This window comes from Rickettsia sp. Oklahoma-10 (genome assembly GCF_039954865.1).
Lineage (GTDB): Bacteria > Pseudomonadota > Alphaproteobacteria > Rickettsiales > Rickettsiaceae > Rickettsia > Rickettsia oklahomensis.
In genome coordinates this window covers 115,759-140,180 of record NZ_CP157197.1, presented here as the reverse complement: position 1 = coordinate 140,180, position 24,422 = coordinate 115,759, and the positions used below count along the sequence as shown (strand labels likewise).

Here is a 24,422-nt window from a genome sequence, read left to right as displayed (position 1 = left end):
TTTTTAAATAAGATACTTCTACTCAATAATTAATAAAATCTAGATAATAACCATTATAAAAATTAATAGTTCTTAATATTAAATTTAGGTTAAAGAAAGAAGCGTATAAACTTAGAATGGAAAAGAAGGTTAATAATTTTTGTGATAGTAATATTGGTACTATTCACGCTTTTTTTGAGGTACAGAGGCAGACACTGTTATTATGGTACTAGGGACTCAATATCCTGAAGATTAGGGAGCACGAAATGTTATGATCCATAAATTTCTTGTCAGTATTAGTAGAGCTAAGAATAACCTTTATATTATTGGTAATCTTGAGATTTGTAAAGCCTTAAGTATTATGTGGAAAATTTATATTATAATATCCTTGGTGATCAGGTTTAATTTATGCTAAAATAATGTATAAAATAAAAAGCAGTGATTTTAGTGTCAAAATTTTCATTTACCATTCATCAGAGGCATAAAAAAGCGAGAAGCGGTGTTATCACAACTGCACACGGCGAAATCCGCACTCCTGCCTTTATGCCAGTTGGTACACAAGGCACTGTTAAAGCTATGCTGTCTGAATCGGTAGTTGAAACAGGTGCCGATATACTCCTTGGCAATACTTATCATTTAATGCTGCAACCTAGTAGTGAGCGTATAGCACGCCTTGGTGGTTTACATAAATTTATGAACTGGCATAAACCTATATTAACTGATTCCGGTGGTTTTCAGATAATGTCCTTATCAAAATTACGCAAGATAACTGAAGAGGGAGTAAGTTTCAGTTCCCATATTAACGGTGATAAATATATGCTAACACCTGAACGTTCTACTGAAATACAATATTTACTAGGTAGCACGATCACTATGGCTTTTGATGAATGTACGCCTTATCCTATCACTTTTGAAGAAGCTAAAACTTCTATGCAATTAACGACTAGATGGGCAGAGAGATCACGCAAGGCTTTTGTTAAGCGGGAGGGCTACGCACAATTCGGCATTATTCAAGGTAGTGTTTACAAAGAATTACGTGAGCAATCTGCTAAAGATTTAGTAAAGCTTGATTTTGAAGGTTATGCTATAGGGGGGCTTGCGGTAGGAGAAGGGCAAGAACTTATGTTTAAAGTACTTGATTATGCTCCTCATTTTCTGCCGCAAAATAAGCCATGTTATTTAATGGGGGTCGGTAAACCTGCGGATATTATTGGTGCTGTTAGTAGGGGTATTGACATGTTTGACTGTGTAATTCCGACTCGTTCAGGTCGTAACGGTCAGGCTTTTACCAAATATGGTACGATAAATATCCGCAACAGCAAATATGCCGATGATAACAAGCCGCTAGAATATGATTGTCTATGTCCTGCTTGTAAAAACTATAGCAAAGCTTATCTGCATCACTTAGTTAGAATCGGTGAAATACTTGGCTCTATGCTAATGACATGGCATAATTTAACATATTTTCAAAACCTTATGAGCCGTATTAGAGAATATATTAAAGTCGGCAAGGATTTTGATTTTATAGCTTAGTTAATATTTTAGTGTCAAGAGTTGATAAATATTATACAGTAACTAAAATCAGACTTGTATTTTTAGTTTCATATAATCAAATTATTATTATAAGTTTTTTTTAGTAAAAATTATGGAAAGCTTTTCTTTGCAGAACCTTGATACTATTAACAATAAGGCAGATGTTGAGGCTATAATTGTTGAACCGTTATTGAAATTTCTTGATTATTCTCAGGATTCTATAAAAAGGAAAGATAGTATTCAAAGATAATGATAAAAATATCAATAAAAAATTAATGAATAACCTTTTTTCTACTAATTATATAGATTAAAAATTAAGTTTATTTCCTAAGCAAGATCCTATAAAAAAAATATTCAATAATTTTAGAGAAGAACTTGAAATATTGATTACCAAAGAAGGTAAAAAAAGACTTTTTACTAAAGGTGAAGCATTAAATTTAAGTTTAGAGACTATAAAATATGTAGTAAAGCGATTAGAGAAATTTGATTTAAGCGATATAGACGAAGATTTAAACGGAAGAATGTTTGAAGTTTTTTTAAAAGTAGCAGTAAGAGGCCGAGAAATTGGACAATATTTTACTCCAAGGGACGTTATAAAATTTATGGTAAAACTTGCTGAACCAAATGAGTATACAAAAATACTAGATGCTTGTTGTGGTAGTGGTGGATTTTTAATTGAGTCGTTTGCTTACATAATGAACAATATACCTAAAAACTTATCCAAATCTAAACACGAAGAAATAGTAAAAAATATAAAGGAGAATCTTATTTTTGGAGTAGATAAAGAAGAAAAAGTTGTACGACTTGCAAGAATTAATGTTCACAAAGATGGTAGCAGTAAAATATTTAGGTTACAAGATGCTTTAGACAAAAATTTAACTATAGATCCTACCTTATCAGATGAAGAACAACAACAATATTAAAGACGCAAAAGAAGTTTTAATTAACGGTGCTTTTCAAATAGTGCTAACAAATCCTCCTTTTTCAAGTAATTATAAAATGAGAGATAAAGATACTAATAAGAGTGATACACGAATTCTAAAAAGTTATACGGTAGTCGGGAAAAAAAATAGTATTAATTCCAATATCCTATTTATAGAAAGATATTATGATTTACTAGAACTTGGAGGTAAATTAATTACTGTTATAGACGATTCGCTATTAAATGCTAAAAACCAAGAATCATTTAGAGAATGGATTTTAGAAAGATTTCATATAAAAGCTGTTATTTCTTTACCGTTTAATGCTTTTGTCAATGCTTCTACTACTATAAAAACAAGTATTATATATCTTGAGAAGAAAGAATATAAGTCAATTAGTCAAAACAAAATATTTATGGCAATATGTAATAATATAGGTCATGATGATTCTAGCAAGGATACTCCTGAGAGAAATAATTTAAATATAGTTTATAGTAAGTGGTTAGATTTTAACAAAGACTCTTCTCTACCTGATATTATAATTGAAAATCAGAATAAAAGCGAATTACTAACATGTTCCTTACAAATGTTTAGTATAGATTATAGCAAGATATCTTCTAAAAGATTTGATGCCTTTTTCTATAGTCCTGAATTGCAAAATATATATAAAAAGATTAATTCATTAGATAAAAGCAAATTTATTATAAAAACCAGTAAAGAATTTACTCTACAAAAATCAGTTAATGCAAAATATGTGCAAAATAATTTTAATAACATATTTAACTATATTGAAGTTGGAAGTTGTAATAAAAAAGGCGATATAGTCAGTAGTCAATCTGATAATTTAGGAAATTTACCTACCAGAGCAAGAATCGTGGTTAAAGAATTTGATGTTATAACTCCTAAGCTTATCGGTTGTTTATATTCAACATGTATAATAAATAACGATATTAATGATTGCCTTGTCTCTACAGGTTTTTTTGTTTTTACTAATTTATCAGAAAGAAATTCTTACTTACTTTGGTCAAGCTTAAGGAGCGAATTAGTACAGAAACAGTTTTATTATTTGTCTTCTACGGCAGTTCAGCCAGAATTATCTAAAGAATATTTAGAAAACTATGTTAAAGTTCCAATTCCGATAAATGAATATGCTGACGCAATTTATGAAGATGTTAAATTATGTACTAAATTACGGCACAATCTTGATTGTAAATTAAATGAAATAAGTAATAATTTGAAGTTTGATACAAACTTGATTTTTAAATAAAAGTATGAACTAATAATGCAGGATATTTATTTAATCTCTGAAGAGGAAGCAACAAAATTATTAAAAGAACTAGCTGATAAAATAGAACGCTATAATCATGCTTATTATATAGAAGATAATCATTTAGTTTCAGATGCCGAATATGATCAATTATTTAATATCAATCTCAAGTTAGAACAAAAATTTCCTCATTTAATCTTAGAAAATAGTCCTAGCAAAAAAGTGGGTGCTAAGATAGCAAATAAATTTGCTAAGGTTACGCATCAAGCACCGATGTTATCTCTTAGTAATGTTTTTGATGAGCAAGATGTTAAAGATTTTGTAGATCGTATCAAAAATTTCTTACGCCTTGATAAGTTTGCTCCTATCTTTTGTGAGCCTAAAATAGATGGTTTGTCTTTTTCTGCTATTTATAAAAATGGGCGGCTTACAACAGGAGCCACAAGAGGAGATGGCTATATAGGTGAGGATATGACGGGAAATATTAAAACAATCAAAAATTTTCCTCATAAAATTAATAATGCTCCGGAGTTTTTAGAAGTACGAGGAGAAATTTATATTGAAAAACAAGATTTTTTTAACCTAAATAAAGAACAAAACGAGCAGGGCAGAGATAAATTTGCAAATCCGCGTAATGCTGCTGCCGGATCACTTCGTCAGTTAGATTCTTCAGTTACTGCAAAAAGACCGCTAAAATATTTTGTCTATTCAGTAGGAGCAACTGAACAAAATCTCGCTTCTTCTCAAAATGAATTACTTAAAAAATTAAAAGAATTCGGCTTTAGTGTTAATGAAATATCTAAACTTGCAGATTCCGAAGAAGAAATTTTTGCTTTTTACGAATATCTAAAAACAAATAGGGAAGATTTACCTTATGAAATTGATGGTGTAGTATATAAGCTAAATGATTTTGCACTACAAAATAGAATGGGAGTTGCAGCTCGTTCTCCAAGATTTGCTACTGCTCATAAATTTCCTGCTATAATAGGGCAAACGAAGCTGCTTTCTATTACAGTGCAAGTAGGCAGAACCGGCATATTAACTCCGGTAGCTGAGCTTGAACCTATAGAAATAGGTGGGGTAACCATTAGCAGAGCAACGCTACATAATTTCCAAGAAATTATACGAAAAGATGTGCGGATCAGGGATTATGTATTCCTGCAACGTGCTGGTGACGTTATTCCTCAAATCACTGGAGTTGATATAGGTAAACGTTCCACCGATACAACAATGTTTAGTACTCCTTTATTTTGTCCTTCGTGCAATTCTAGGTTGCACTATCTTCCTGAAGATATTATTATACGCTGTGATAACGTTCTTAACTGTCCTGCTCAGAATTATGAGCGTATACGCCATTTCGTGTCAAAAAATGCTATGGATATTGAAGGGTTGGGGCGTAAGCAAATTGAGTTTTTAATAGATAAGGGGTTCATTAGCAATCCTTTAGATATCTTCTTCTTAAAAGAAAAAAATGAATCTCGCTTAATAAAGCTTGAAAATATGGATGGGTGGGGTAGAAAATCAGTAGAAAATCTTTTTAAAAATGTCGAAGAATCAAGAAATGTTAGTTTGTCACGGTTTATATATGCCTTAGGCATAAGGCATATCGGTGAACAAAATGCTAAGTTGCTTGCTAGAGAATTTGAAAGCTATGATAACTTTATAAGTCAGATAGAATTGCTGAGTAAAAACGATTCGGATATCTACCAAAAACTAAACAATCTAGCAGGAATCGGTGATAAGATTCTAGTAGATATTATTGATTTTTTTGATGTTAAAGAAAATATTGAGCTTATCAAAAAACTTGGTGAAGTATTAAATATTGAAGATTATAAAGAGGCTAGAGAACAAAGTAGTTTTACAGGTAAGATAGTGGTATTTACCGGTAGCTTACCAACTATATCTAGAGCAGAAGCTAAAGCAATGGCTGAAAAGCTTGGAGTTAAAGTTACAGCTAGAGTATCATCTAATACGGATTTAGTCATAGCAGGTGTTGATGCAGGTAGTAAACTTAAAAAAGCTAGAGAGCTGGGAATTAAAATTATTGATGAAGAGAAATGGCTTGCCATAGTAAAGAATGTTTAAAACAATGAATAAAGAAATAGAAAGTCAGTTAGTAATTTATCAAGATGAAAATTGGGAAGTTAATGTTGCAGTTAATATTATAAGAGACAGTTTAGTTATCTTTAAATCAAATAGCAGCACTATTTGCACTAGATAAATCAGTTAATTTCAAGACATTTAAAGACAGGGCATTGGAATAAAAAGCAGCTATTGCTTTTTTATCACAGTTTAAATAGAAGGATAGCATAAATATTATAATTTAGATGCAATATTTGTAGGGTATAGAATACATTCTAAGATATGTATAGTTTGTAGAAAGTGTGCTACTAACTGACTTAGAGAATATCTCATTAAATATAGTATTACTCAAGATGAAATCACTTACAAGAAATTAAATAATCTACAACACAGTAGCACTTTTAACAAATACTTTGATAAATCAAAATTTGGTCAATAGTATGGGACAAGAATTAATTAACATAAAATTACTCTATAAAACATGGTAGATACTGCTTTTGAAAGAAGCATTAAAATAATTAGTAATAAAGATGAAAGACTACATCCATCGTTATTACAAAATAATTTATTTTTGTTTTTACTTGGGTATACAGCAAGAATTAATGATTAGTTTTATGGTTAGTAAAGCTCAATTAATATGAGTCGCAATTAAAAATTACTTGGATTAAAAAAAAGATAGTAGAAATTGTTTTAGAAAGACTAATTAATAATAGTAATCAACTTATTACTTCAGAATACAGTAGCAGCAGAATTGTTAAACAAGAAATATGGATTATAATTTTGAAATATCGGTATATTTATCATGAAGGCAATTTTGCCGATATAGTGAAACATGTAGTGCTTATTGCGATCTTAGAGCAGTTTAAGAAATAGCAAAACCTTTCGCATTTTTAGATGTTTTTGCAGGTCTAGGTATTTACGATTTAAGTTCGGAAGCTGTTTGTAAAACTCTAGGAAGCGACACAGGCATTAATAAATTACTGCAAGCTACCTATTTATTCCTGAACTTTTAAAGTTTTTTTTAATATAGTAAACCTAGCTGGGCAAATTATTATCCTAGCTCACCTTTGATAATTAAACAATTATTAAGACCAAATGATCGCTTAATTGCTTGCAAGCTTCATCCAAGCGAGTACTTGAAGTTAAAAGCTACTACCGAATAATGCGCATAATATAGGTGTTTATAATGCTATAAAAGCTTTATACCGTTTAAAGAAAATAGAGGATTAATTTTCTTAATTCGCCTTTTGAGGTCAAAAATGAGTTTCAAAAATTGCTCAAAGCACTTGAAAAATTAAGCTATGATCTCTTATAATACGTCTTAATTTGGTATCCTATCAGTGGTTTTAGTCCCTGATTGTTACCACAATTACAAAAATATGGTAAAGTGTGTATTGATGTTGATTAAATCCTCCGAATATTAGAGGCGAATTAGATAAATTAACAGAATATTTAAACACTTCTCTTAATTTAAATTAACTTTTAATGTTCTTTTGAAAAAAGATCTTTTTACAGTGGTTTATGGTTTTTCTTATTTGAGGTGTGGCAGTATTAAAGAATCTAGTGATACTACTTTACTTTCTACAACTTCATCTCAATTAAAACAAAAATATAAAATCATCATGTGGATTTTAGTACAGTATGATTTAGCAAATAACAATAGTAAATATATATCATATATGCAAAAAACTTAGGTCTAAATGATTAATACCCCTAAACACAATAAGATTTCTTTACAAAAATTTTATAATAAAAATTTGGTACAATTTAATAAAGCAGCTGTGATCAAAATAGCCGATATAAAGGCGCTTATAACAAAACTAAATTCACAATATAAGTTTTGCTCTAAACAGGCAGCTAGTTATTTTGCAAAAAAAACAAACTTATAGGAATAATATTTCAGAATTAACCAAGTGTGATAAAATAATTGCTACAATATACCGGAATACGAACTGCAAATTACCAGTCATTACAGCATTAGAAGAAGTCCTAATAAAAAGAAAAGAAAAAAAATGTTTCCATAACGGTATTGATTTACAATTTAAAAAAGCAGCCCCGATATAATGTAGAAGCAAGTGGGATCATTGTAAAAGTTGCTAGAGTCCCTACGGACTTTTTGTCGAGATTAAAGATGTAAATTTGTTACGCAATATGCTCATTTTAAGGCAATACAAATTAAAGCAGGAAACAATATTAAGTGTGGTCAATTTATCGGTATACAAGGCAGAACTGGTAATGCAACGGGCGAACATTTTGCATTTTAAAATTCTACTACACAATAAAGCAATCAATCCGTGTAACTTAACTGCTGTAAATGCTATAAATAGGTTTATTGTGTAGTTCTGAAACACTCTGATGTCATACATTAGTCCCTTACACGGTATTAGTATTTCTAACTGGATCTACTCTCATAAGTGATAGGATGACAATAGGAAAAGCTGAACCACACAATAGAACCAATATTAACCTAATTTGTATTAATATGATCAAGCTTTTATATCCTAAATTCTGGCAGAAGCAAAGTATTATATCTTATTTGCTTTTACCGGTAAGTCTGATATATCAATTTTTAGGTTATGTGCGAGCTAGCCTAGCTCAACCGATTATGTTGCCTGCTAAAGTTATTTGTGTCGGTAATTGTAGCGTAGGAGGTACTGGTAAGACACAAATAGTAATATATCTAGCCAAATTACTAAAAGCTAGAAATATAAGTTTTGTAATAGTTACTAAGGGTTATGGTAGCATGCTTAAAAGTGCAGCTATTGTAAATGCAAGACATACTGCTCTAGAGGTAGGAGATGAGGGGGTAATACTTGTAAAATACGGACTAGTTATTGCTACTAAAAATATCAAAGAGGTTTTGCCGTTAATTAACGAACTTAAACCTGATGTAATAATAGTTGATGATTTTCTACAAAATCCTCATTTTCATAAAGATTTTACTATACTTTCAGTAGACAGCCAAAGGCTTTTCGGTAATGGATTTTTGATTCCGGCTGGTCCTTTAAGACAATATCCCAATCAAGCTCTTGATGCGGCTGATTTGGTTTTTTTAGTTAGTAGTACCAATGATAAAATATCAAATATTCTAACTCCTTATGTAAATAAGTTAATAAATGCTCAAATAGTGCCATTAAATAATATAGACAAAACTAAAAATTATTTTGCTTTTAGCGGTATCGGTAATCCTGAGCGTTTTTTTTCTACTTTAAAGAATTATGGGCTACATATAGTCGGTTACAAAATTTTTCCTGATCATTATAATTATTTACAAGCAGATCTAGAAAATTTATATTCGTTAGCTAAAGAGCATAATGCTACCTTAATTACTACAAGAAAAGATTATGTTAAATTTAATGATTTAAATAATATTATCTGTTTAGATGTAGAATTATCTATAAACAACTCTGATTTATTAAATGAAAAAATTTTTAAAAAAGCTCAGATATTTAATTGAATATTTTATCGTTCTTATATTCCTTAAAGTAATAGGAATGTTCGGTATAGATAAAGCAGCTGATATTTGTAGTTTTATAGCGAGAAAAATCGGTATATTATTTGCTGTTAATAGAATTGCTAGAAGGAATATTCAAGCAGTATTTGGGGATATGTGTGATGTTGAAAAAATCATAGATCAAACTTGGGGTAATTTCGGTAGATTTATTGGTGAATTTGCATATGTCAACAAGATGGATGAAGTTGAGTTAGAGCGTAGAATTGAAGTCATTGGCATAGAAAATATTCAAAAATTTGAAGGACAACCTTTTTTATTATTTAGTGGTCACTTTGCAAATTGGGATATCGGTCTTAAGCTTCTTCATAAATCTTATCCAAAATTTGCTGTAATTTATCGTAAAGCAAATAATCCGTATGTTAACAAATTAGTTAATGCAAGTCGTGCCGGTGATAAATTAAAACTTATACCGAAAGGTCTTGAAGGCAGTAGAGCTTTAGTGAGGGCTATCAAGGAGGGTGAATCTATTGTTATGCTTGTTGACCAAAAAATGAACGATGGAATTGAAGTGCCTTTTTTAGGATATCCTGCTATGACTGCTAACGCTATCGCTAAAATTGCATTGCAGTATAAATATCCGATTATACCTTGCCAAATCATTAGAACTAAGGGCAGTTATTTTAAAGTAATATTTCACTCACAATTGATGTTTGAACAAAGCGGTGATAATAAAGTCGATTGCTATAATATTATGCTTAATATTAACAAAATACTAGGAGAATGGGTTAAACAAAATCCTTCTCAATGGTTTTGGTTTCATAATAGATGGAAGAAGTATATGCAATAAACTTCAAAAATTGGTTATGTCGTTCTTAAGATCTGCGGTACTTGCATATTCATTCAGCAGTGTATGCTGTATTTTTCGCCTTGTAAAACCTCCTTGCTCTTTTTGAGGTTGATCTGCGTATACCAAATTTTTATTTTACTTCAGAGCAATCTGCTATAGTTGTCAAATTGTGCTTAATTTTTCAAATACCTCTTGAGCTTGATTTTTAGCATTTACCGATCGCTAAATATGTTTAACGATGCCTTGCTTATCAAAGTAAAAACGTAGCTCTTCTATCAATGCATATATATTTTTTCCTGAACATTAATTTTTCTATCCATACCTCTCATTGTTCACATAAATTGAATTTGCATCAGAGTCTAATTCAAATTCCAAACTATATTTTTTTAAATTTATTATGAGAGTTAAACTTATCTTTAGATACTACGATAATTACCGTATTAAGTTTATCCAATTCTGGTTTTAGTGTGTTAAAATCTTGTGCTGCAATAGTACTAGGGTATATCGTCTTGTAACAATATAAATACTATATATTTTTCTTTTAAATCCAATAGTGTAATTATTTTATCTTTACATATATGTAAAGATAAATCAGGATTTTTTCTAGTTTTAATGTCATAACATTCTCAAATTCATCTTATATAATAACTATAGAAATTGCTTTTTATAATTCTGGTATTTTAAACCTAAAGTTTAATTTTGATTAACTATCTTTCAAAAAGAGGTGTTATGGAGCTATAGTTGAAGTACTTGAAGCATTACATAACAAACTTACTTAAGGGTTCTGCTAAAAATTACTGCTGACTTTAATAAACAATGTCATAAAGTGATGGATAAATTATCTGTCAAAATTAAAAATTTGGAGAAATATAATAAGGATCATTCTTTAGAAATTATATATAAAGAGCAATATTAAAATTTAATGAAAGAGTTTGAGGGTTATCAAAAAATCAAGGATGATAAAGTTGCAGAATATAGACAAAAACTTGTAAAAAACAGGATGATTTTAAGTAAGAAAATTGAACAATATAATAATAAACATAAATAATTGGAGAATATAATGAAAAAAATTTTAATAACATTATGGGGCTACCACTGCCTTATTATTTATTAACACCTAACATTTTTGCGGATTTGTCTCCTAAGGACAAGACGTAATCAAATGCAGTGCAAATTGAAGCAGTAGCTATTAAGTAGTATAATTACAGGCATTAAAAGACAATTTAACAAACCTAGCACAAATTGGGGCTGATAAATTTAATCAGACCTTAGTAATACTTATAATTAGATAGCATAATAAAGCGTTGCAGAGATGAAAGAAAATATGACAAATCAAAACGATAAAATTAAAGTGAAGAACTACAAAAAGCTATAAATAATATAAAATTAAAGATAAAAATTTTGAGTGTATAACAATCCAGTGTTTGTTCAATCTATGTAACAAAGTGGATCGAGTTATGGTATGGAATTATATTCTTAAAAAATCGGTATTATTTATGACTATTACTAAAGAAAAAAATTGCAATTATGTTAAGCTCCAAATTAGGTTATTCAAATAACTTATGTGAAGAAATAGCCAAGAAACAAAAATTAACTTTAAAGAATTTTAGTACTTTGAGGTTAAACAAAAAAATGCACGTCCCGGAATAAATTTTTATACTAAATCACTGCTAATTATAGAATCAAAAAAGAATTTACGTTTTGTTCCTTCTGCCAAATTAAAAGCTTTAATCAATGGATCTGCTTTATGAACTTCAAAATTGGCTACGTCATCCTATAACTATAAGAGTTGTGGTGCTCGCGTATTTCAAGTATACGCTTCACTCCTCGCCTTGTAGAGATTCTTTGCTCTTTTTACAGTTGATCTTTGTATTATATAATACTTTTTATTTATTTCGAGTATATGACAAATAATAAACTAACAAAAAAATATTATTCCGCTAGTGAGGTAATTAAGCAGTTAAATATTGCTTTACATCAATTAAGGTATTTAGAGACAAAAATCCCTGATTTATCCAGTTATAAAATAAATAATAGAAAATATTATACAGTTAATGATATCGATCTACTTCAAAAATCTTTAAATAAAGATGTTATATCTTTTCCTACCGAGAGAATTGATACATTACTTACTAAATTTCATAATTTATCTCTTCAAATAAAAAAAATCTTGCAGATGACGCAATGACTTGCGTATAGTACTTATCATATAGTGTTTTAAAGCATATTATGACAATAAGACAAATGGTAAAACCGGTAATTATCGGTATATCTGGTCCTGAATTAACCGATGCCGAAAGAGAATTATTTGAAGAGCATAATCCTTTAGGTGTAATTTTATTTCGTCGTAATATTAAAAAGCATGAGAACGGTGAGCAGGATAAAGAAGCACTTAAAGCTCTTATTGACGATGTAAAAGGAGTGCTAGGGGAAAACACTATCATCGCCGTAGATCAAGAAGGGGGTAGGGTCAAAAGGCTTATTGCTCCAACTTTTTATGATGCTCCAGCTGCTCAAACTTTCATTGATGTGCAGGGGTGCAAACAAAATTATAGTAATATCGCAAAAGAGTTACGAGAAGTAGGGATTAATTTAGACTTTGCACCGGTCGCAGATTTGATCCATGAGGGAGCACACAATATAGTTGGAGATAGAAGTTTCAGCTCGGAGCCGGAAGTAGTGGTACTTTTATGTTTAGCCGCCGTAGGCGGATTACAAAAAGAGAAAGTCCAAGCTTGTATTAAACATATTCCAGGGCATGGTAGAGCTAAAGTAGATAGCCATATATGGTTACCTATTATTGATACTAGCTTAAAAGAATTAGAAAACACAGACTTTAAAGTATTTGAGGAGTTAGCGAAACAAAATAATATTAAGCTTGCTATGACGGCACATATAATTTATAAAGCTCTTGACCCAAGCAACCCTGTGACCCTATCAAAAAAAGTTATTGATTATATTAAAAGTAGTATTGGTTTTAAAGGGCTTATTATTTCTGATGCAATAGATATGAAAGCTTTAAACGGTAATATGAAAGATATTACTAAAGGAGTTTTAGATGCGGGTGTAGATATAGTGCTTGAGTGTACCGGAGAATGGGACAAAATGTCTGAAGTTCTTAGTAGTGTTTCTAAGGTATCTATGGGTAAATTTTTCGACTTATTTATTGTTTGACTTTATATCATGCCTGTGAAAGCATGGATCCAGAAACAATAACATGAATATTGGTACGAAATATATTTGGTAAAATAAACATATAAAAACAAGTTTTTTATATGTTTTGCTGCATTCAAGCAAAGGCGGGAATGATATACCAAAGGTTCGTATAACACAGGGGCAAGTCACATAAATTGCTATTAAGAAACTATTCAATTACAGAAATAAATTTTAATATATTTTTTAAGTTTTTAGTTAAAGAATTAATTTTTATAAATTACTTAATAGTATGATGAATAGTCTTGTGGACTTAAGTACTAAAAGCTATAGGCAATTTTTACTTAAAATAGAGGTATATAGAATTTTAGGTAGTAAGAGGGGATTTGATTTGTGATATTATTAATCTGCTTAAAGAAGATTTAGATAAAGCAGAGGTAGAAAATAAGATATATATGCGTCTTAAAGAACCCTACTCTATTCTAAAAAAGATGAAAAGGAAAGGAGTGTCAATTGATGCATTGAAAGACTTAATTGCATTTAGGATTATAGTTAACTCTAAGGATCTATGCTATAATGCTTTAGACATAGTTAAGAATTCTCCACATTTAACTTTACTATATACTAAAGATTATATCAATAGACCAAAAAGCAACGGCTATCAGTCTCTTCATAATATAATGCAGCTTTTATACTCTAAACGTAATTTTGAAATACAAATAAGAAGTGAGGAAATGCATAAAGATGCTGAGCTTGGTAGAGCGGCTCATTTAAATTATAAAGCAGCACAAGACCGCCATTTGGAAAAAGTTTTTGACGTTACTAACGACCCGATATTTTCTACAGCACGTCAAATGGTGAAGCAATTTAAAGGATTGGAAGAGCAAATTGTAGAATATGAAAAAGAAATTATGCATATTTGGCATACCAAATATGATGAAATGCTAAAATTGGAAAATAAAGCTAAAATGCTTATATTTAATTAAAGAGTAGGAAAATTATTTAGTATTTTTTAAGATTATTTTTAGATTCCATGGTCATGGCCACGTGGAATAACTTAGTTGTGATAAAAATATAACAGTTATTAAAACTTTATAAAAAAACTACTATGTGACTTGTAATTATACATAATATATAGTATACTTAGCCGTAGTTTAGAGATTATTAAAGCAAAATGTTAGGTTATTCCCTTATTCGGGGTATAGGTAATCTTACCTTTAGTCGGCTATATTGTTTTAATGCTAGGTACTAAATTTTTAACTTAAATATAGGAAAAAAAAATGGCTCAAAAACCAAATTTTCTAAAAAAATTAATTTCCGCAGGATTGGTAACTGCTTCTACAGCTACCATAGTAGTTGGTTTTGCAGGCTCAGCTATGGGTGCTGCTAACCATAATATTAATGCAAACGTTAATTTAAATGCTGTTGGTATTCCTGGAATAACAACAGGTGATTCTTTAACTTATGTTGTACAAGGAGGAGGTCCTTTCACTGCTACAGCTGATGGAGGACAAGATAAAGCTGCTAATGCTACTGTGCTTTTCAGATCAATTAACATGTTGCAAGATGGTGTTTTTGCAGTGAACGGTGCAAATATAGCAATTGGTGCTGTTTCCGGTGCTGCAAATAAATTATTAACAGTCAATATAAGTACAGGACATACCTTAGCTTTAAACGGTGATCCTGGTGTCGCAGCTTTTCCTGTAAATACTTACACTAACATTGGGCCTATTAATTTTGAAAATGCTAATTCTGTATTTGAAGTTAGCCTTGCAGCTAATGGTGCAGACGGTACTAAAACAGCTGTTTTTGGTGATGCTGCTACTTTCAACGGTAAAGCTGCAGCAGGTATAGGTCGCATTAACATTGGTAACGGGAATATAGCTATATTTAATGGTGTGATTGGTAATGTTAATGGTATACAAGATTTTACATTAGGGGCAAATGCACAAGTTACTTTAAATGCAAATACTAAACTTGACGGTGCTGTTGCTGCTGGTGGTATTATTTTAGGTAATGCTGCTGTATTAAATGTTGCAGATGGCGTTAATATAACAGGTATTACTGCTGCTAATAATGTAAGTATTCACGGTGCAGCTGCTAATAATGGTATGGTAAATTTCTTAGGTGATTCTAAGGTTAGTACAGATATAGGTGGTGCTAATAATAGCGTAGCTGTAGTTAATGTTGCCGGAAAATTAACATTCCAAGGTGGAAACAATGGGCAAGGTGGTACTTTTGCTGCTCAAGCTATTAATTTAACTAGTGCTGATTCCTTCATCAAATTTACAACACAAAATCATAATGTGGCAGGTAATATACTTAATACTAGTGGGACTAATAACCAAGGTGGTTTTAGTGTTAATGGTGGTGATGTAACAGTTGCCGGTGATATTGGTGCTGATGGTAATAGTTTAGCTACAATTAATTTTGATACAGATAATACTTTAGTAGTGCATAAAGCAGCTGCAAATGCTATTTTTGTTCAAAATGTTAATACTAATACAGCTAATAAAGGTGTGTTACAGTTACAAGGTGCTAATTTTGCCATTAACGGTAATGTAGGTGGAAATAATGCTTTAAAAATTGTTCATTTACAAGATGATGATAATGGTGCTGCTACAAACTTTACTTTAAAGCAAGGTAGCAAAATTAATGCTCAAAATATATATTTATCTAATGCATTTGATAATACCCTTACCTTAGAAGAAGGTACAACCGTAACCGGTAATATTATAAATATGCTAGCAGCAGGTAATGGTACAATCGTTTTAACCGGTGATGCAACTATTAATGGTAATATAGGTGTTGATGCTGCTGTCGGTGGTAATGTTGGTAATGCCCTAAAAAATATTAATTTAGCTGGTAACAATTTATCTTACGGCGGCAACAGTATTTTATTAGTTAATAATCTTGCTAATGCTATTACTTTTGGAGCTAATGAAACATTAACTTTAACTAATACTACAGATGCAGCTTTGCAAATTAATGCTAATTTAGCCGTCACTACCGATAAACAAGGTATATTAGATGCGAGTGGTATAACAAATGCTCAAACTTTAACTATTAATGGTAGTATCGGTACTATTGCACCCGGTGCTGATAAAACCCTTGGACAATTAAAAGTCGGATCAAGTAAAATAATTTTAAATGCTGGTGATGTTGCTATTCATAACTTAGATATTGGTAGTAACGGTTCAGTACAACTTGGTCACAATAATTATTTAATAACAAAAACTACTAATGCTGAAGGTCAAGGTAAAATAATAGTTGCTGGCAATCCCGCTAACCCTACTACTACTCTTTCTGCAGGTACAAATTTAGGTAGTGCAGCAAATTCACTTGCTGAAATTAATTTTGCAGTTCCGGCAGCTCCAAATAATTCTTTATTAGAGGTTGGTAAAGGTGTTAATTTATACGCCACTAACATTACTACTGCTGCTGCTGACACAGGCTCATTCAGTTTTAATGCTGGTGGAACAAATATAGTTGGTGGTGTAGTTGGTGGGCAGCAAGGTCGTAAGTTTAATACTGTAGAAGTAGGTAATGGTACTACTGTTCAGTTCTTAGGTAGTGCTATTTTTAACGGCAAGAGTACAATTGCTGGTGATGCTACCTTACAAATTGGTAGCAATTATACTACAAGTCTTATCGAATCTGCTGACAATACTGGTGTAGTAGAGTTCATTAATGCTGATGATATTACCGTAACATTACAAACACAAGCTGCCGCTGTTGATGCATTAAAACAAATAACAGTTTCCGGTCCTGGAACAGTAGTATTTAATGAGACTGGTAATTTAGCTGAGCATGGTATTAATACCACTAATATTGCTTTTGAAAATGCAAGCTTGGGTGCAGGTTTATTCTTACCTAGCAAAATGCCATTTGATGGTTTAACAATTACAAGTACAGTCGGTAATGGTCCGGTAGCTGACTTTATTATTCCTAAAGTTATTGTTTCAGATGTTAATAGTAAAATTGTTCCAGCTCAAGTAATCGGTGATCAGCATAATATCGTAGGCCTTGGGCTTGCAAGTGATAATACGATTACTGTTGATGCTCCTACATTATATTCAGGTCTGTTTACTGTAAATGACGGTCAAGGTACTATAGAGCTTAACGGTGGTGCTCCTAATGTTCCTGGTACAATTTACGGTTTAGGGACAAAACCAGAAGGTGAAGCTCCTCTAAAATTAAAGCTTGTAACTGTTGCTACAAACTATAAAAACTTAGGAAGTACTTTCGTTAATAATTTAATAGTTAATGATGGTTTAACATATCAAGCAGGCGGTGTAATCGGAAAAGACTTGGATGGTATAATCACTCTTGGGAGTGCTAACGGTAACTCTAATGTAATTTTTGCTGATGGTACAAACTCTACTGCTACAAGTACGGTTGCTACCATTAAAGCTAATAGTGGTTGCGTAACTTACTTGGGTAGTGCATCTGTTGGTAATATAGGTAGCTCTAATACTCCTGTAGCTTCCGTACAATTTACGGGTCCTGCCAGTTCATTAGAAAAATTACAAGGCAATATATATTCTACGGCAACCAATTTTGGTAATGTGAACTTAAATATTGTAGAATCAAACGTAATTTTAGGTGGCGGTACAACTGCTATTAACGGTAATATAGATCTTGCTTCAAACATCTTAACATTTGCAAGCGGTACTTCAACATGGGGAGCCAATACTTCTCTTAGCACAACGCTAACATTAGAAAACGGCAATATAGGTCATATCGTTATAGCAGAAGATGCTCAAGTTAATGCAACAATGACAGGAACCACAACCATTAATGTACAAGATAGTGCTAATGTCAATTTCAGCGGTACACAAACTTATACTTTAATCCACGGCGGGGCTCATTTTGTGGGTACTTTAGGTGATCCTAAATTTAATGTAACCGGAAGTAATATTTTTGTAAAGTATGGGTTAATACGTGCCGATAATAAAGATTATATATTAACACGTACTAATGATGTAGCAAATGTAGTTACAAAGGCTATTGAAAATAGCCAGTTTGCAGGTGTAGGTGATCAGAACGTTACAACATTTTTAAATGCAACTAATACTGCAGTATATAATAATCTTCTTTTAGCTAAAAACACTACTGATTTAGCTAACTTTGTTGGAGCTATTACTACCGATACAAGTGCAGCTGTAACTAATGTACAATTAGATTTAGCTCGAAATATCCAATCTCAACTTAGTAACAGGTTAGGTGCTCTTAGATACCTTGGTACTTATGAAACTGCTGAAATGGCAGGAGCTGAAGGTGGATTAGTATCTACACAGCAAGGTCCGGTTGCATCAGGTGATGAGGCTGTTGATAATGTAGCTTATGGTATATGGGCAAAACCTTTCTATGCTGATGTACATCAAAGTAAGAAAGGTGGTATAGCAGGTTATAAAGCTAAAACCACCGGTATAGTAATCGGTTTAGATACGCTAGCTAACGATAACTTAATGATCGGTGCTGCTATCGGTATCACTAAAACCAATATAAAGCACCAAGATTATAAGAAAGGTGATAAAACCGATATTAACGGTTTCTCATTCTCTCTATACGGTGCACAGCAGCTTGTTAAAAACTTCTTTGCTCAAGGTAGTGCAATATTTAATTTAAACCCAGTGAAGAACAAAAGTCAGCGTTATTTCTTCGATTCTAACGGTAAGATGAGTAAGCAAATTGCTGCCGGTAATTACGATAACATGGTATTCGGAGCTAACTTAACAGTTGGTTATGATTGCAATGCAATGGAAGGCATGTTAATAACTCCAATGGTAGGACTTAGCTACTTGAAGTCTTCTGACGAAAACTATAAAGAAACCGGTACAACAGTTGCAAATAAGCAAGTTAATAGCAAGTTTAGCGATAGAACTGATTTAAGAGTAGGTGTGAAAGTAATGGGTAATACTATGAACTTTAGTGATCTTGCAGTATATCCAGAAGCTCATGCTTTTGTGGTTCACAAAGTAAATGGTAAATTATCTAAAATTCAGTCTCAGTTAGAAGGACAGGTTACTCCATTCATCAGTCAGTCTGATAGAGCCGATAAAACATCTTATAATTTAGGTTTAAGTGTAAGTATGAGACCTGATGCTAAGATGGAATATGAAATCGGTTATGATTCTCAGATTGCAAGTAAATATACTGCACATCAAGGTACTCTAAAAGTTCGTGTAAACTTCTAATTACTTCTGTAAGTTTATAACTTATCTTAAGAAAAAAGCCCTCTTTGAAAAAAGGGGGTTTTATTCTATATTCCAATTTTTGTTTATTCTTATAAGAATTTCTAGTGATTGCTTGTATCCCTGAAGGGGTGTTGTTGTATGACATCGTTTTATGTTCATTCCTGTAAAATGTTTGCTTGCGTGGAGCAATTCCACCCTTGTCACATTCCATGACTTGATGACGTGGTTGAGTTCAAATACTACATGCTTTAAGTTATTTTTATGGATACTGTGGTCAAGTCATGGTATGATAACTGGGGTTGTGTTTTAATCAATGGAATATCTGTAAATCTCACTCAAAGCAGAAGTATATTTATTCAAGGTCAAATATCTAATTTAGTTGTGCTAGAACAAAATCTTAATAAAGTATGAGCAGTCTAGCGTAGTATAGGTAAGTGGTATGGGTAAAATGCAGCTTGCTAGGATGTATGCTTGTAAAAATAAAGATAACAATAATTTATTTATTAATTGTAATCTAAACAGGAGCAGCAATTACTCAGATTATCAAAGCTATTAATCCCAAGATAAAAGTACAAGTGATTTCAGCAAGATATGGCAACAGTGATGATGAAAGATTTTATTCCTTATCTACTACTAAATAAAGATAAATGTTTATTAGTGTTTGATAATTTGAACATAGTCAAGGATAAGAAAGTAGAGGATTTTATTAATTGGTAATATACAGTTTGTTCCCAAGAGCTGGAATTAGTCAATTTTTTGACTCAAGAATTTGGAGGTTATCTGATTCTCTTAGTACAATGGACACAAATATTAAATCAAGTATAAGATTTAAACTTAGAGGAATATAAGAAAAGATAGGAACCTCTAAGGATAGAGCTAAATATAAAACTGTTATTATATGGATTAAAGCCTAGTGTTAAGAGATTACAAGATAGTACTCAATAATCAAAGAATTTAATAGTAGTCTAGATGGATATATTTATCAGCTTTCTAAATTTGCTTTGATCCATAATATTAAACCTAATGAAGTTAATCCAATATTTGAAATGCATTATGTTATAGCTGAAAAAATATTACAAATAAATGGGAATAAAGGAAATAAAGAATATATTTCTATACCTAAAAGTTTAGTAAAGGAGGATTTTTAGAAATGCTAAAACTATAACGGATAAATATTGAGATAATTACAAAAAATACGATATATGGATACATAAAATTTTAGAGTAAATTTATTAATATAATATGATAATTCTTCCGATTTATATAACTCAAAAAAATAAAATTAGTAATGTGGTTTGATAAAAACGATCAAAAGAATAAATTTAAGTTACTGAAAATGAGTAATAAAGTCTAAGACAATTTTTCCTAGCGATTCAATTAGACATAATAAAGAGGTTATTATTCAACGGATATAGATTTGACAAAAGCATTTGCTGTTGAAGGGAATACACTAGTATAAAATTAAGAGGCAGTAGATGCTTATGTTACTGCTGCAAAATATATTGGAATAACTATAGAGAAAATATGCAGAATGTGTATGAAATAAGCAATATGTATATTGCAGCTGCTAAACCTAACTGTATTTCACCTAAGAATATTTTGTTATAAAAAATTCCATAATAATCAGATAGAAAAATTTAGAGTTGATCATCCAAATAGTACTAAAATTTAAAAGTTTAAATTTCATGGTTTAAATTAAATGTTTACATTAACTAGAATTTTTTCTGATTAGTGCAATAAAAAAGCCGGAAGCGGTAAGAATAATTCCAAGCCAAATAAAGCTCATCATTGGCTTGTAATATATTTTAGCATGAATTATATCACCGTCTATTTTGCTTAAAATCGCGTAAAGATCATATGATAAATAAGAGTATATATAGCTTTCTTGTGATAAACTATTTTCAACTATATAAAGCCTATTTTCCGGCTTTAATATAGTTATATTACGGCTATTATCCTCAACCCAAAATTCAGCAATTTGTCTATAATAATTTTTACCTTGAGCAAATTTAATATTTTGCAATGTTACTTTAAATTTATTAAATGTTTTATTTGTTCCTACCTCTCCAGTAAAATCCATTTCACTTTGTAATAATGAATTCATAGTTATACTAAAGCTAATCAGTGCAAAACCAAAATGCCCAAGGATCATACTAGCGTTACTTGCTTTAAGTCTATTTCTAAAATAATTAGTTTTAATCAAAAGGTGATGAACATTATGAAGCATTAGAAATATAGATGTAATTATAGTTAAAATTGATATAACACTAAATGTTATTTTTGATGATATTAAATAAGTAATTATTAGGGATAATATTAGAATTATAATATGTTTTTTAATAGAGCTTCTAGTAGTAAATAATCCTATGATACAAAGAATAGGAATAACGAATATAATAAAATTATTAATAAAAAATGTTTTACTAATAATAATAGGTTTATCGTTGAATAAAGAGTAAATTGGTGGATAAAGTGTGGCAGTTATTAGCACAATAAGGCTAAGTAGGAAAAATATATTGCCTAAGAGTATGCCGAGTATTTTATCATACCGTGTCTTGACTCCAGTATACACATTATTAATTTTTTTTTTGATGCTATGATCAAGTCGCGGGGTAACACTATATAACCCTATACTTCCAATACTCAAAATTAAAAATATCCCAAGTAGGTATAGTCCTCTCTCAGATGAGAATGTAAAAGCGTGAATTGAGGTAACAAAACCAGAACGTACTAAAAAGGTGCTAAATATTACCAATAAGAAAGTAACGATTGATAAAATTATCATCCAACTTTGCATACGGTCAGTTTTTACTGTTACAATTATAGAATGATATAGTATTATTCCAGATAACCAAGGAAATAACGAAATATTTTCTACTGGGTCAAAAAACCAAAATCCACCCCATCCAAGTTCTCTATATGCCCACCAAGAACCAAGACTAATTCCGATAGTAGTAAATAAAATACCACAGCCCGCAAATCTTTTAAGAAGACATAAAGTACTATAATTTATGTAATAGCATGTCTTGACCACGGTATCCATATTATTAATTTTTTTTTTGATACCGCGATCAAGTTGTAGTATGACAGGAGTAAGCAACATTGCGGTAGCAATAGTAAAAGGCACTACGTAACTAACATAGCCGAGATAAAGTAATGGTGGATGAATGCTAAGAGCAATATCTTGTAGCATTGGGTTTAGCCCAAGTCCCTCTTTAGCTCTAAATGAAAAAACGTTAAAAGGATTTGAGGTAAAATAAATAAAGCTACTAAAAAATAATTGTATAGCTGATAATATAATAATAGATAAAAATTTAAGCCAATTATCTTTAAGTAAAAATATATAACAACAGCTAATGATTTGTAATAAGGAAAACCATAATAACATCGACCCTTCGTGACTTGCCCAACTACCGGCTATTTTGTATATTAACGGCTTTAAGGTACTAGAATTTAAGAAAACATTTTGTAGTGAAAAGTCAGAGATAATAAAAGCGTAGACTAGGGTATAAAAAGCAAATAACGTACATAAGGCAGCTATGTAGAAAGGAAGTATGGTGGTCACCCCAAGATTAAATCGTGGAATCCACTCTTTTTTGATTTTTTTCTGTATACTGTGGTCGAGCCACGGTATGACAACTGATACACCACTTAAGCACATTGTAGCTAGCAGTAAAAAATTACCGATTTCACTCACTGCTTATGGTGTCCTCAGTATTAGGTAATACGGTAATTTTTACCCTATCAATCTTATTGGCAATTTTCTTTAAAATAATTACCTTTAAATTAAATATTTTAATTACTTCTCCTTGATTTGGAATCCTAGCAATTTTATGGATTATTAATCCTGCTATAGTGTTTACATCCTCATCCGATAAATTCCAATCAAGTTCTCGGTTAATATCTCTAATAGTCGTAGTTCCTTTTATAATGAACTCAGTATTAGACTTTTTAATAATTTCATTATTAAGCCTATCATGTTCATCAGTAATAGGTCCTACGATTTCTTCTATAATGTCTTCAAGAGTAATAATACCTAGTAGAGTACCATATTCATCTACAACACAAGCAAAATGATTATTACGTTCTCTAAATGCATGTAACTGGTCTACTACAAGTGCATTTTCAGGGATAAACCAAGGTGGGGTTAGAAGTTTATTAATATCAACTTTTTTTATATCATTATTATTTTCATATAATGCTTTAAGCAAATCTTTTAAATTAAGAATCCCTATTATATTATCTCTATTATCTTGCCATAAAGGTATACGTGTATGAGCACCTGATAATAAAGTTTTAATTATTATTTCATGAGGTAGATCGATATTAAGGGCTATAATACTACTCCTGTGAGTCATAATTTCCGATACCGTCATATTACGTATATCTAATATTCCGCCGAGCATATTACGATCAGATTTATAAACCCCGCCTTCTTGATGGTAATGCTCAATTACGCCCCTTACTTCCTCAGTGCCTGAGATTTGAGGTTTTAAGTTAATACGAAATATAAAGCAAAATATTTTTGTAATATAATCAAGAGCAATATTAATAGGTTTGAAAAGCTTTAAAAAAATTATTATAGTTGAAGCCATTTTTAATGCTAATTGTTCAGCATTAGCAACAGCTATTGCTTTCGGTACTACTTCAGCAAAAACAATAATTATAAAAGCCATAACACCAGAAGCAACTATAGGTCCATTATCTCCAAGTAAGCTAATAAGGAGAGTAGTTGCAATAGTGGTACAAACAGTATTGATTAAGCTATTACCAATTAATAAAGTTCCTATGACTTTTTCTTTTTTCTTAAGAACCTCTAAAACTGTTTTAGCACGCTTATTACCAGCGATTTTAAGCTTATGAATCTTACCGGGAGAAGAGGCAGTAATAGCAGTTTCGGTGGCAGCAAATAAAGCAGATAAAGCAATCATTATTATAATAACAATCACAAGTATTGTAGTCATTCTTTGTTAAAGTATAAATTAAC

Annotated in this window: 17 protein-coding genes and 4 pseudogenes; 18 read left to right on the top strand and 3 right to left on the bottom strand. The window is 31.0% G+C overall.

Translation table 11 applies throughout. From position 1 onward, the window contains the following. Positions 1-426: 426 nt before the first annotated feature. From tgt to AAGW17_RS00620, 11 genes and pseudogenes are all read left to right on the top strand, one after another. Positions 427-1,512 carry a tRNA guanosine(34) transglycosylase Tgt gene (gene tgt, locus AAGW17_RS00670; RefSeq protein ID WP_347939035.1) on the top strand — a complete coding sequence of 362 codons (1,086 nt, stop codon included), beginning with the start codon at positions 427-429 and terminating at the stop codon, positions 1,510-1,512. A 112-nt stretch (positions 1,513-1,624) separates the two neighbouring features. Next, positions 1,625-1,762, top strand: coding sequence for a hypothetical protein (locus AAGW17_RS00665; RefSeq protein ID WP_347939034.1), 138 nt, complete (start codon positions 1,625-1,627; stop codon positions 1,760-1,762). 133 nt (positions 1,763-1,895) lie between these two features. Continuing rightward, positions 1,896-2,435, top strand: coding sequence for an HsdM family class I SAM-dependent methyltransferase (locus AAGW17_RS00660; RefSeq protein WP_347939033.1), 540 nt, complete (start codon positions 1,896-1,898; stop codon positions 2,433-2,435). Next, positions 2,413-3,699, top strand: a complete 1,287-nt coding sequence (locus tag AAGW17_RS00655; RefSeq protein ID WP_347939032.1) for an N-6 DNA methylase — start codon at positions 2,413-2,415, stop codon at positions 3,697-3,699. Before AAGW17_RS00660 ends, AAGW17_RS00655 begins: the two co-directional genes overlap by 23 nt. Before the next feature lie 15 nt (positions 3,700-3,714). Beyond that, positions 3,715-5,784 (top strand): NAD-dependent DNA ligase LigA, encoded by a 2,070-nt coding sequence (gene ligA, locus AAGW17_RS00650; RefSeq protein ID WP_347939031.1) that lies wholly within the window; start codon positions 3,715-3,717, stop codon positions 5,782-5,784. Positions 5,785-5,788: 4 nt separating this feature from the next. Beyond that, complete coding sequence (locus AAGW17_RS00645; protein WP_347939030.1) at positions 5,789-5,920, top strand: hypothetical protein; 132 nt, start codon at positions 5,789-5,791, stop codon at positions 5,918-5,920. A gap of 342 nt (positions 5,921-6,262) precedes the next feature. Continuing rightward, on the top strand, positions 6,263-6,391 hold the full coding sequence (locus tag AAGW17_RS00640; protein ID WP_347939029.1) for a hypothetical protein: 129 nt from the start codon (positions 6,263-6,265) through the stop codon (positions 6,389-6,391). 170 nt (positions 6,392-6,561) lie between these two features. After that, positions 6,562-7,260, top strand: a pseudogene (gene rlmJ / locus AAGW17_RS00635) (23S rRNA (adenine(2030)-N(6))-methyltransferase RlmJ). A gap of 14 nt (positions 7,261-7,274) precedes the next feature. Next, positions 7,275-8,121 (top strand): annotated as a pseudogene (locus tag AAGW17_RS00630) (M23 family metallopeptidase). Positions 8,122-8,263: 142 nt separating this feature from the next. After that, positions 8,264-9,238, top strand: coding sequence for a tetraacyldisaccharide 4'-kinase (gene lpxK / locus AAGW17_RS00625; RefSeq protein WP_347939028.1), 975 nt, complete (start codon positions 8,264-8,266; stop codon positions 9,236-9,238). Beyond that, on the top strand, positions 9,201-10,082 hold the full coding sequence (locus tag AAGW17_RS00620; RefSeq protein ID WP_347939027.1) for a lipid A biosynthesis lauroyl acyltransferase: 882 nt from the start codon (positions 9,201-9,203) through the stop codon (positions 10,080-10,082). The genes lpxK and AAGW17_RS00620 overlap by 38 nt, the downstream gene beginning before the upstream one ends. A gap of 225 nt (positions 10,083-10,307) precedes the next feature. On the opposite strand, the pseudogene AAGW17_RS00615 reads toward AAGW17_RS00620, so the two are convergent. Continuing rightward, a pseudogene (locus tag AAGW17_RS00615) lies at positions 10,308-10,696 on the bottom strand (peroxiredoxin); the annotation flags it as partial. A 308-nt stretch (positions 10,697-11,004) separates the two neighbouring features. Here AAGW17_RS00615 and AAGW17_RS00610 point away from each other — a divergent pair. From AAGW17_RS00610 to AAGW17_RS00575, 7 genes and pseudogenes are all read left to right on the top strand, one after another. Continuing rightward, positions 11,005-11,130 carry a hypothetical protein gene (locus AAGW17_RS00610; protein WP_347939026.1) on the top strand — a complete coding sequence of 42 codons (126 nt, stop codon included), beginning with the start codon at positions 11,005-11,007 and terminating at the stop codon, positions 11,128-11,130. A 479-nt stretch (positions 11,131-11,609) separates the two neighbouring features. Then, positions 11,610-11,833 (top strand): annotated as a pseudogene (locus AAGW17_RS00600) (HU family DNA-binding protein). A 152-nt stretch (positions 11,834-11,985) separates the two neighbouring features. After that, positions 11,986-12,270, top strand: a complete 285-nt coding sequence (locus tag AAGW17_RS00595) for a MerR family transcriptional regulator (RefSeq protein ID WP_347939025.1) — start codon at positions 11,986-11,988, stop codon at positions 12,268-12,270. A 41-nt stretch (positions 12,271-12,311) separates the two neighbouring features. Further along, positions 12,312-13,256 carry a beta-N-acetylhexosaminidase gene (gene nagZ, locus AAGW17_RS00590; RefSeq protein WP_347939024.1) on the top strand — a complete coding sequence of 315 codons (945 nt, stop codon included), beginning with the start codon at positions 12,312-12,314 and terminating at the stop codon, positions 13,254-13,256. A gap of 365 nt (positions 13,257-13,621) precedes the next feature. Beyond that, positions 13,622-14,221 carry a bifunctional (p)ppGpp synthetase/guanosine-3',5'-bis(diphosphate) 3'-pyrophosphohydrolase gene (locus AAGW17_RS00585; RefSeq protein ID WP_347939023.1) on the top strand — a complete coding sequence of 200 codons (600 nt, stop codon included), beginning with the start codon at positions 13,622-13,624 and terminating at the stop codon, positions 14,219-14,221. A gap of 294 nt (positions 14,222-14,515) precedes the next feature. Beyond that, a complete protein-coding gene (locus AAGW17_RS00580; protein ID WP_347939022.1) occupies positions 14,516-19,435 on the top strand; it encodes an autotransporter outer membrane beta-barrel domain-containing protein in 4,920 nt (1,639 codons plus the stop codon). Positions 19,436-20,436: 1,001 nt separating this feature from the next. Then, positions 20,437-20,583 (top strand): hypothetical protein, encoded by a 147-nt coding sequence (locus tag AAGW17_RS00575; protein WP_347939021.1) that lies wholly within the window; start codon positions 20,437-20,439, stop codon positions 20,581-20,583. 560 nt (positions 20,584-21,143) lie between these two features. Here AAGW17_RS00575 and AAGW17_RS00570 read toward each other — a convergent pair. Together AAGW17_RS00570 and AAGW17_RS00565 are read right to left on the bottom strand one after the other, a co-directional pair. Then, positions 21,144-23,132 carry a heme lyase CcmF/NrfE family subunit gene (locus AAGW17_RS00570; protein WP_347939020.1) on the bottom strand — a complete coding sequence of 663 codons (1,989 nt, stop codon included), beginning with the start codon at positions 23,130-23,132 and terminating at the stop codon, positions 21,144-21,146. Beyond that, a complete protein-coding gene (locus AAGW17_RS00565; RefSeq protein WP_347939019.1) occupies positions 23,125-24,399 on the bottom strand; it encodes an HlyC/CorC family transporter in 1,275 nt (424 codons plus the stop codon). The genes AAGW17_RS00570 and AAGW17_RS00565 overlap by 8 nt, the downstream gene beginning before the upstream one ends. Positions 24,400-24,422 lie beyond the last annotated feature (23 nt).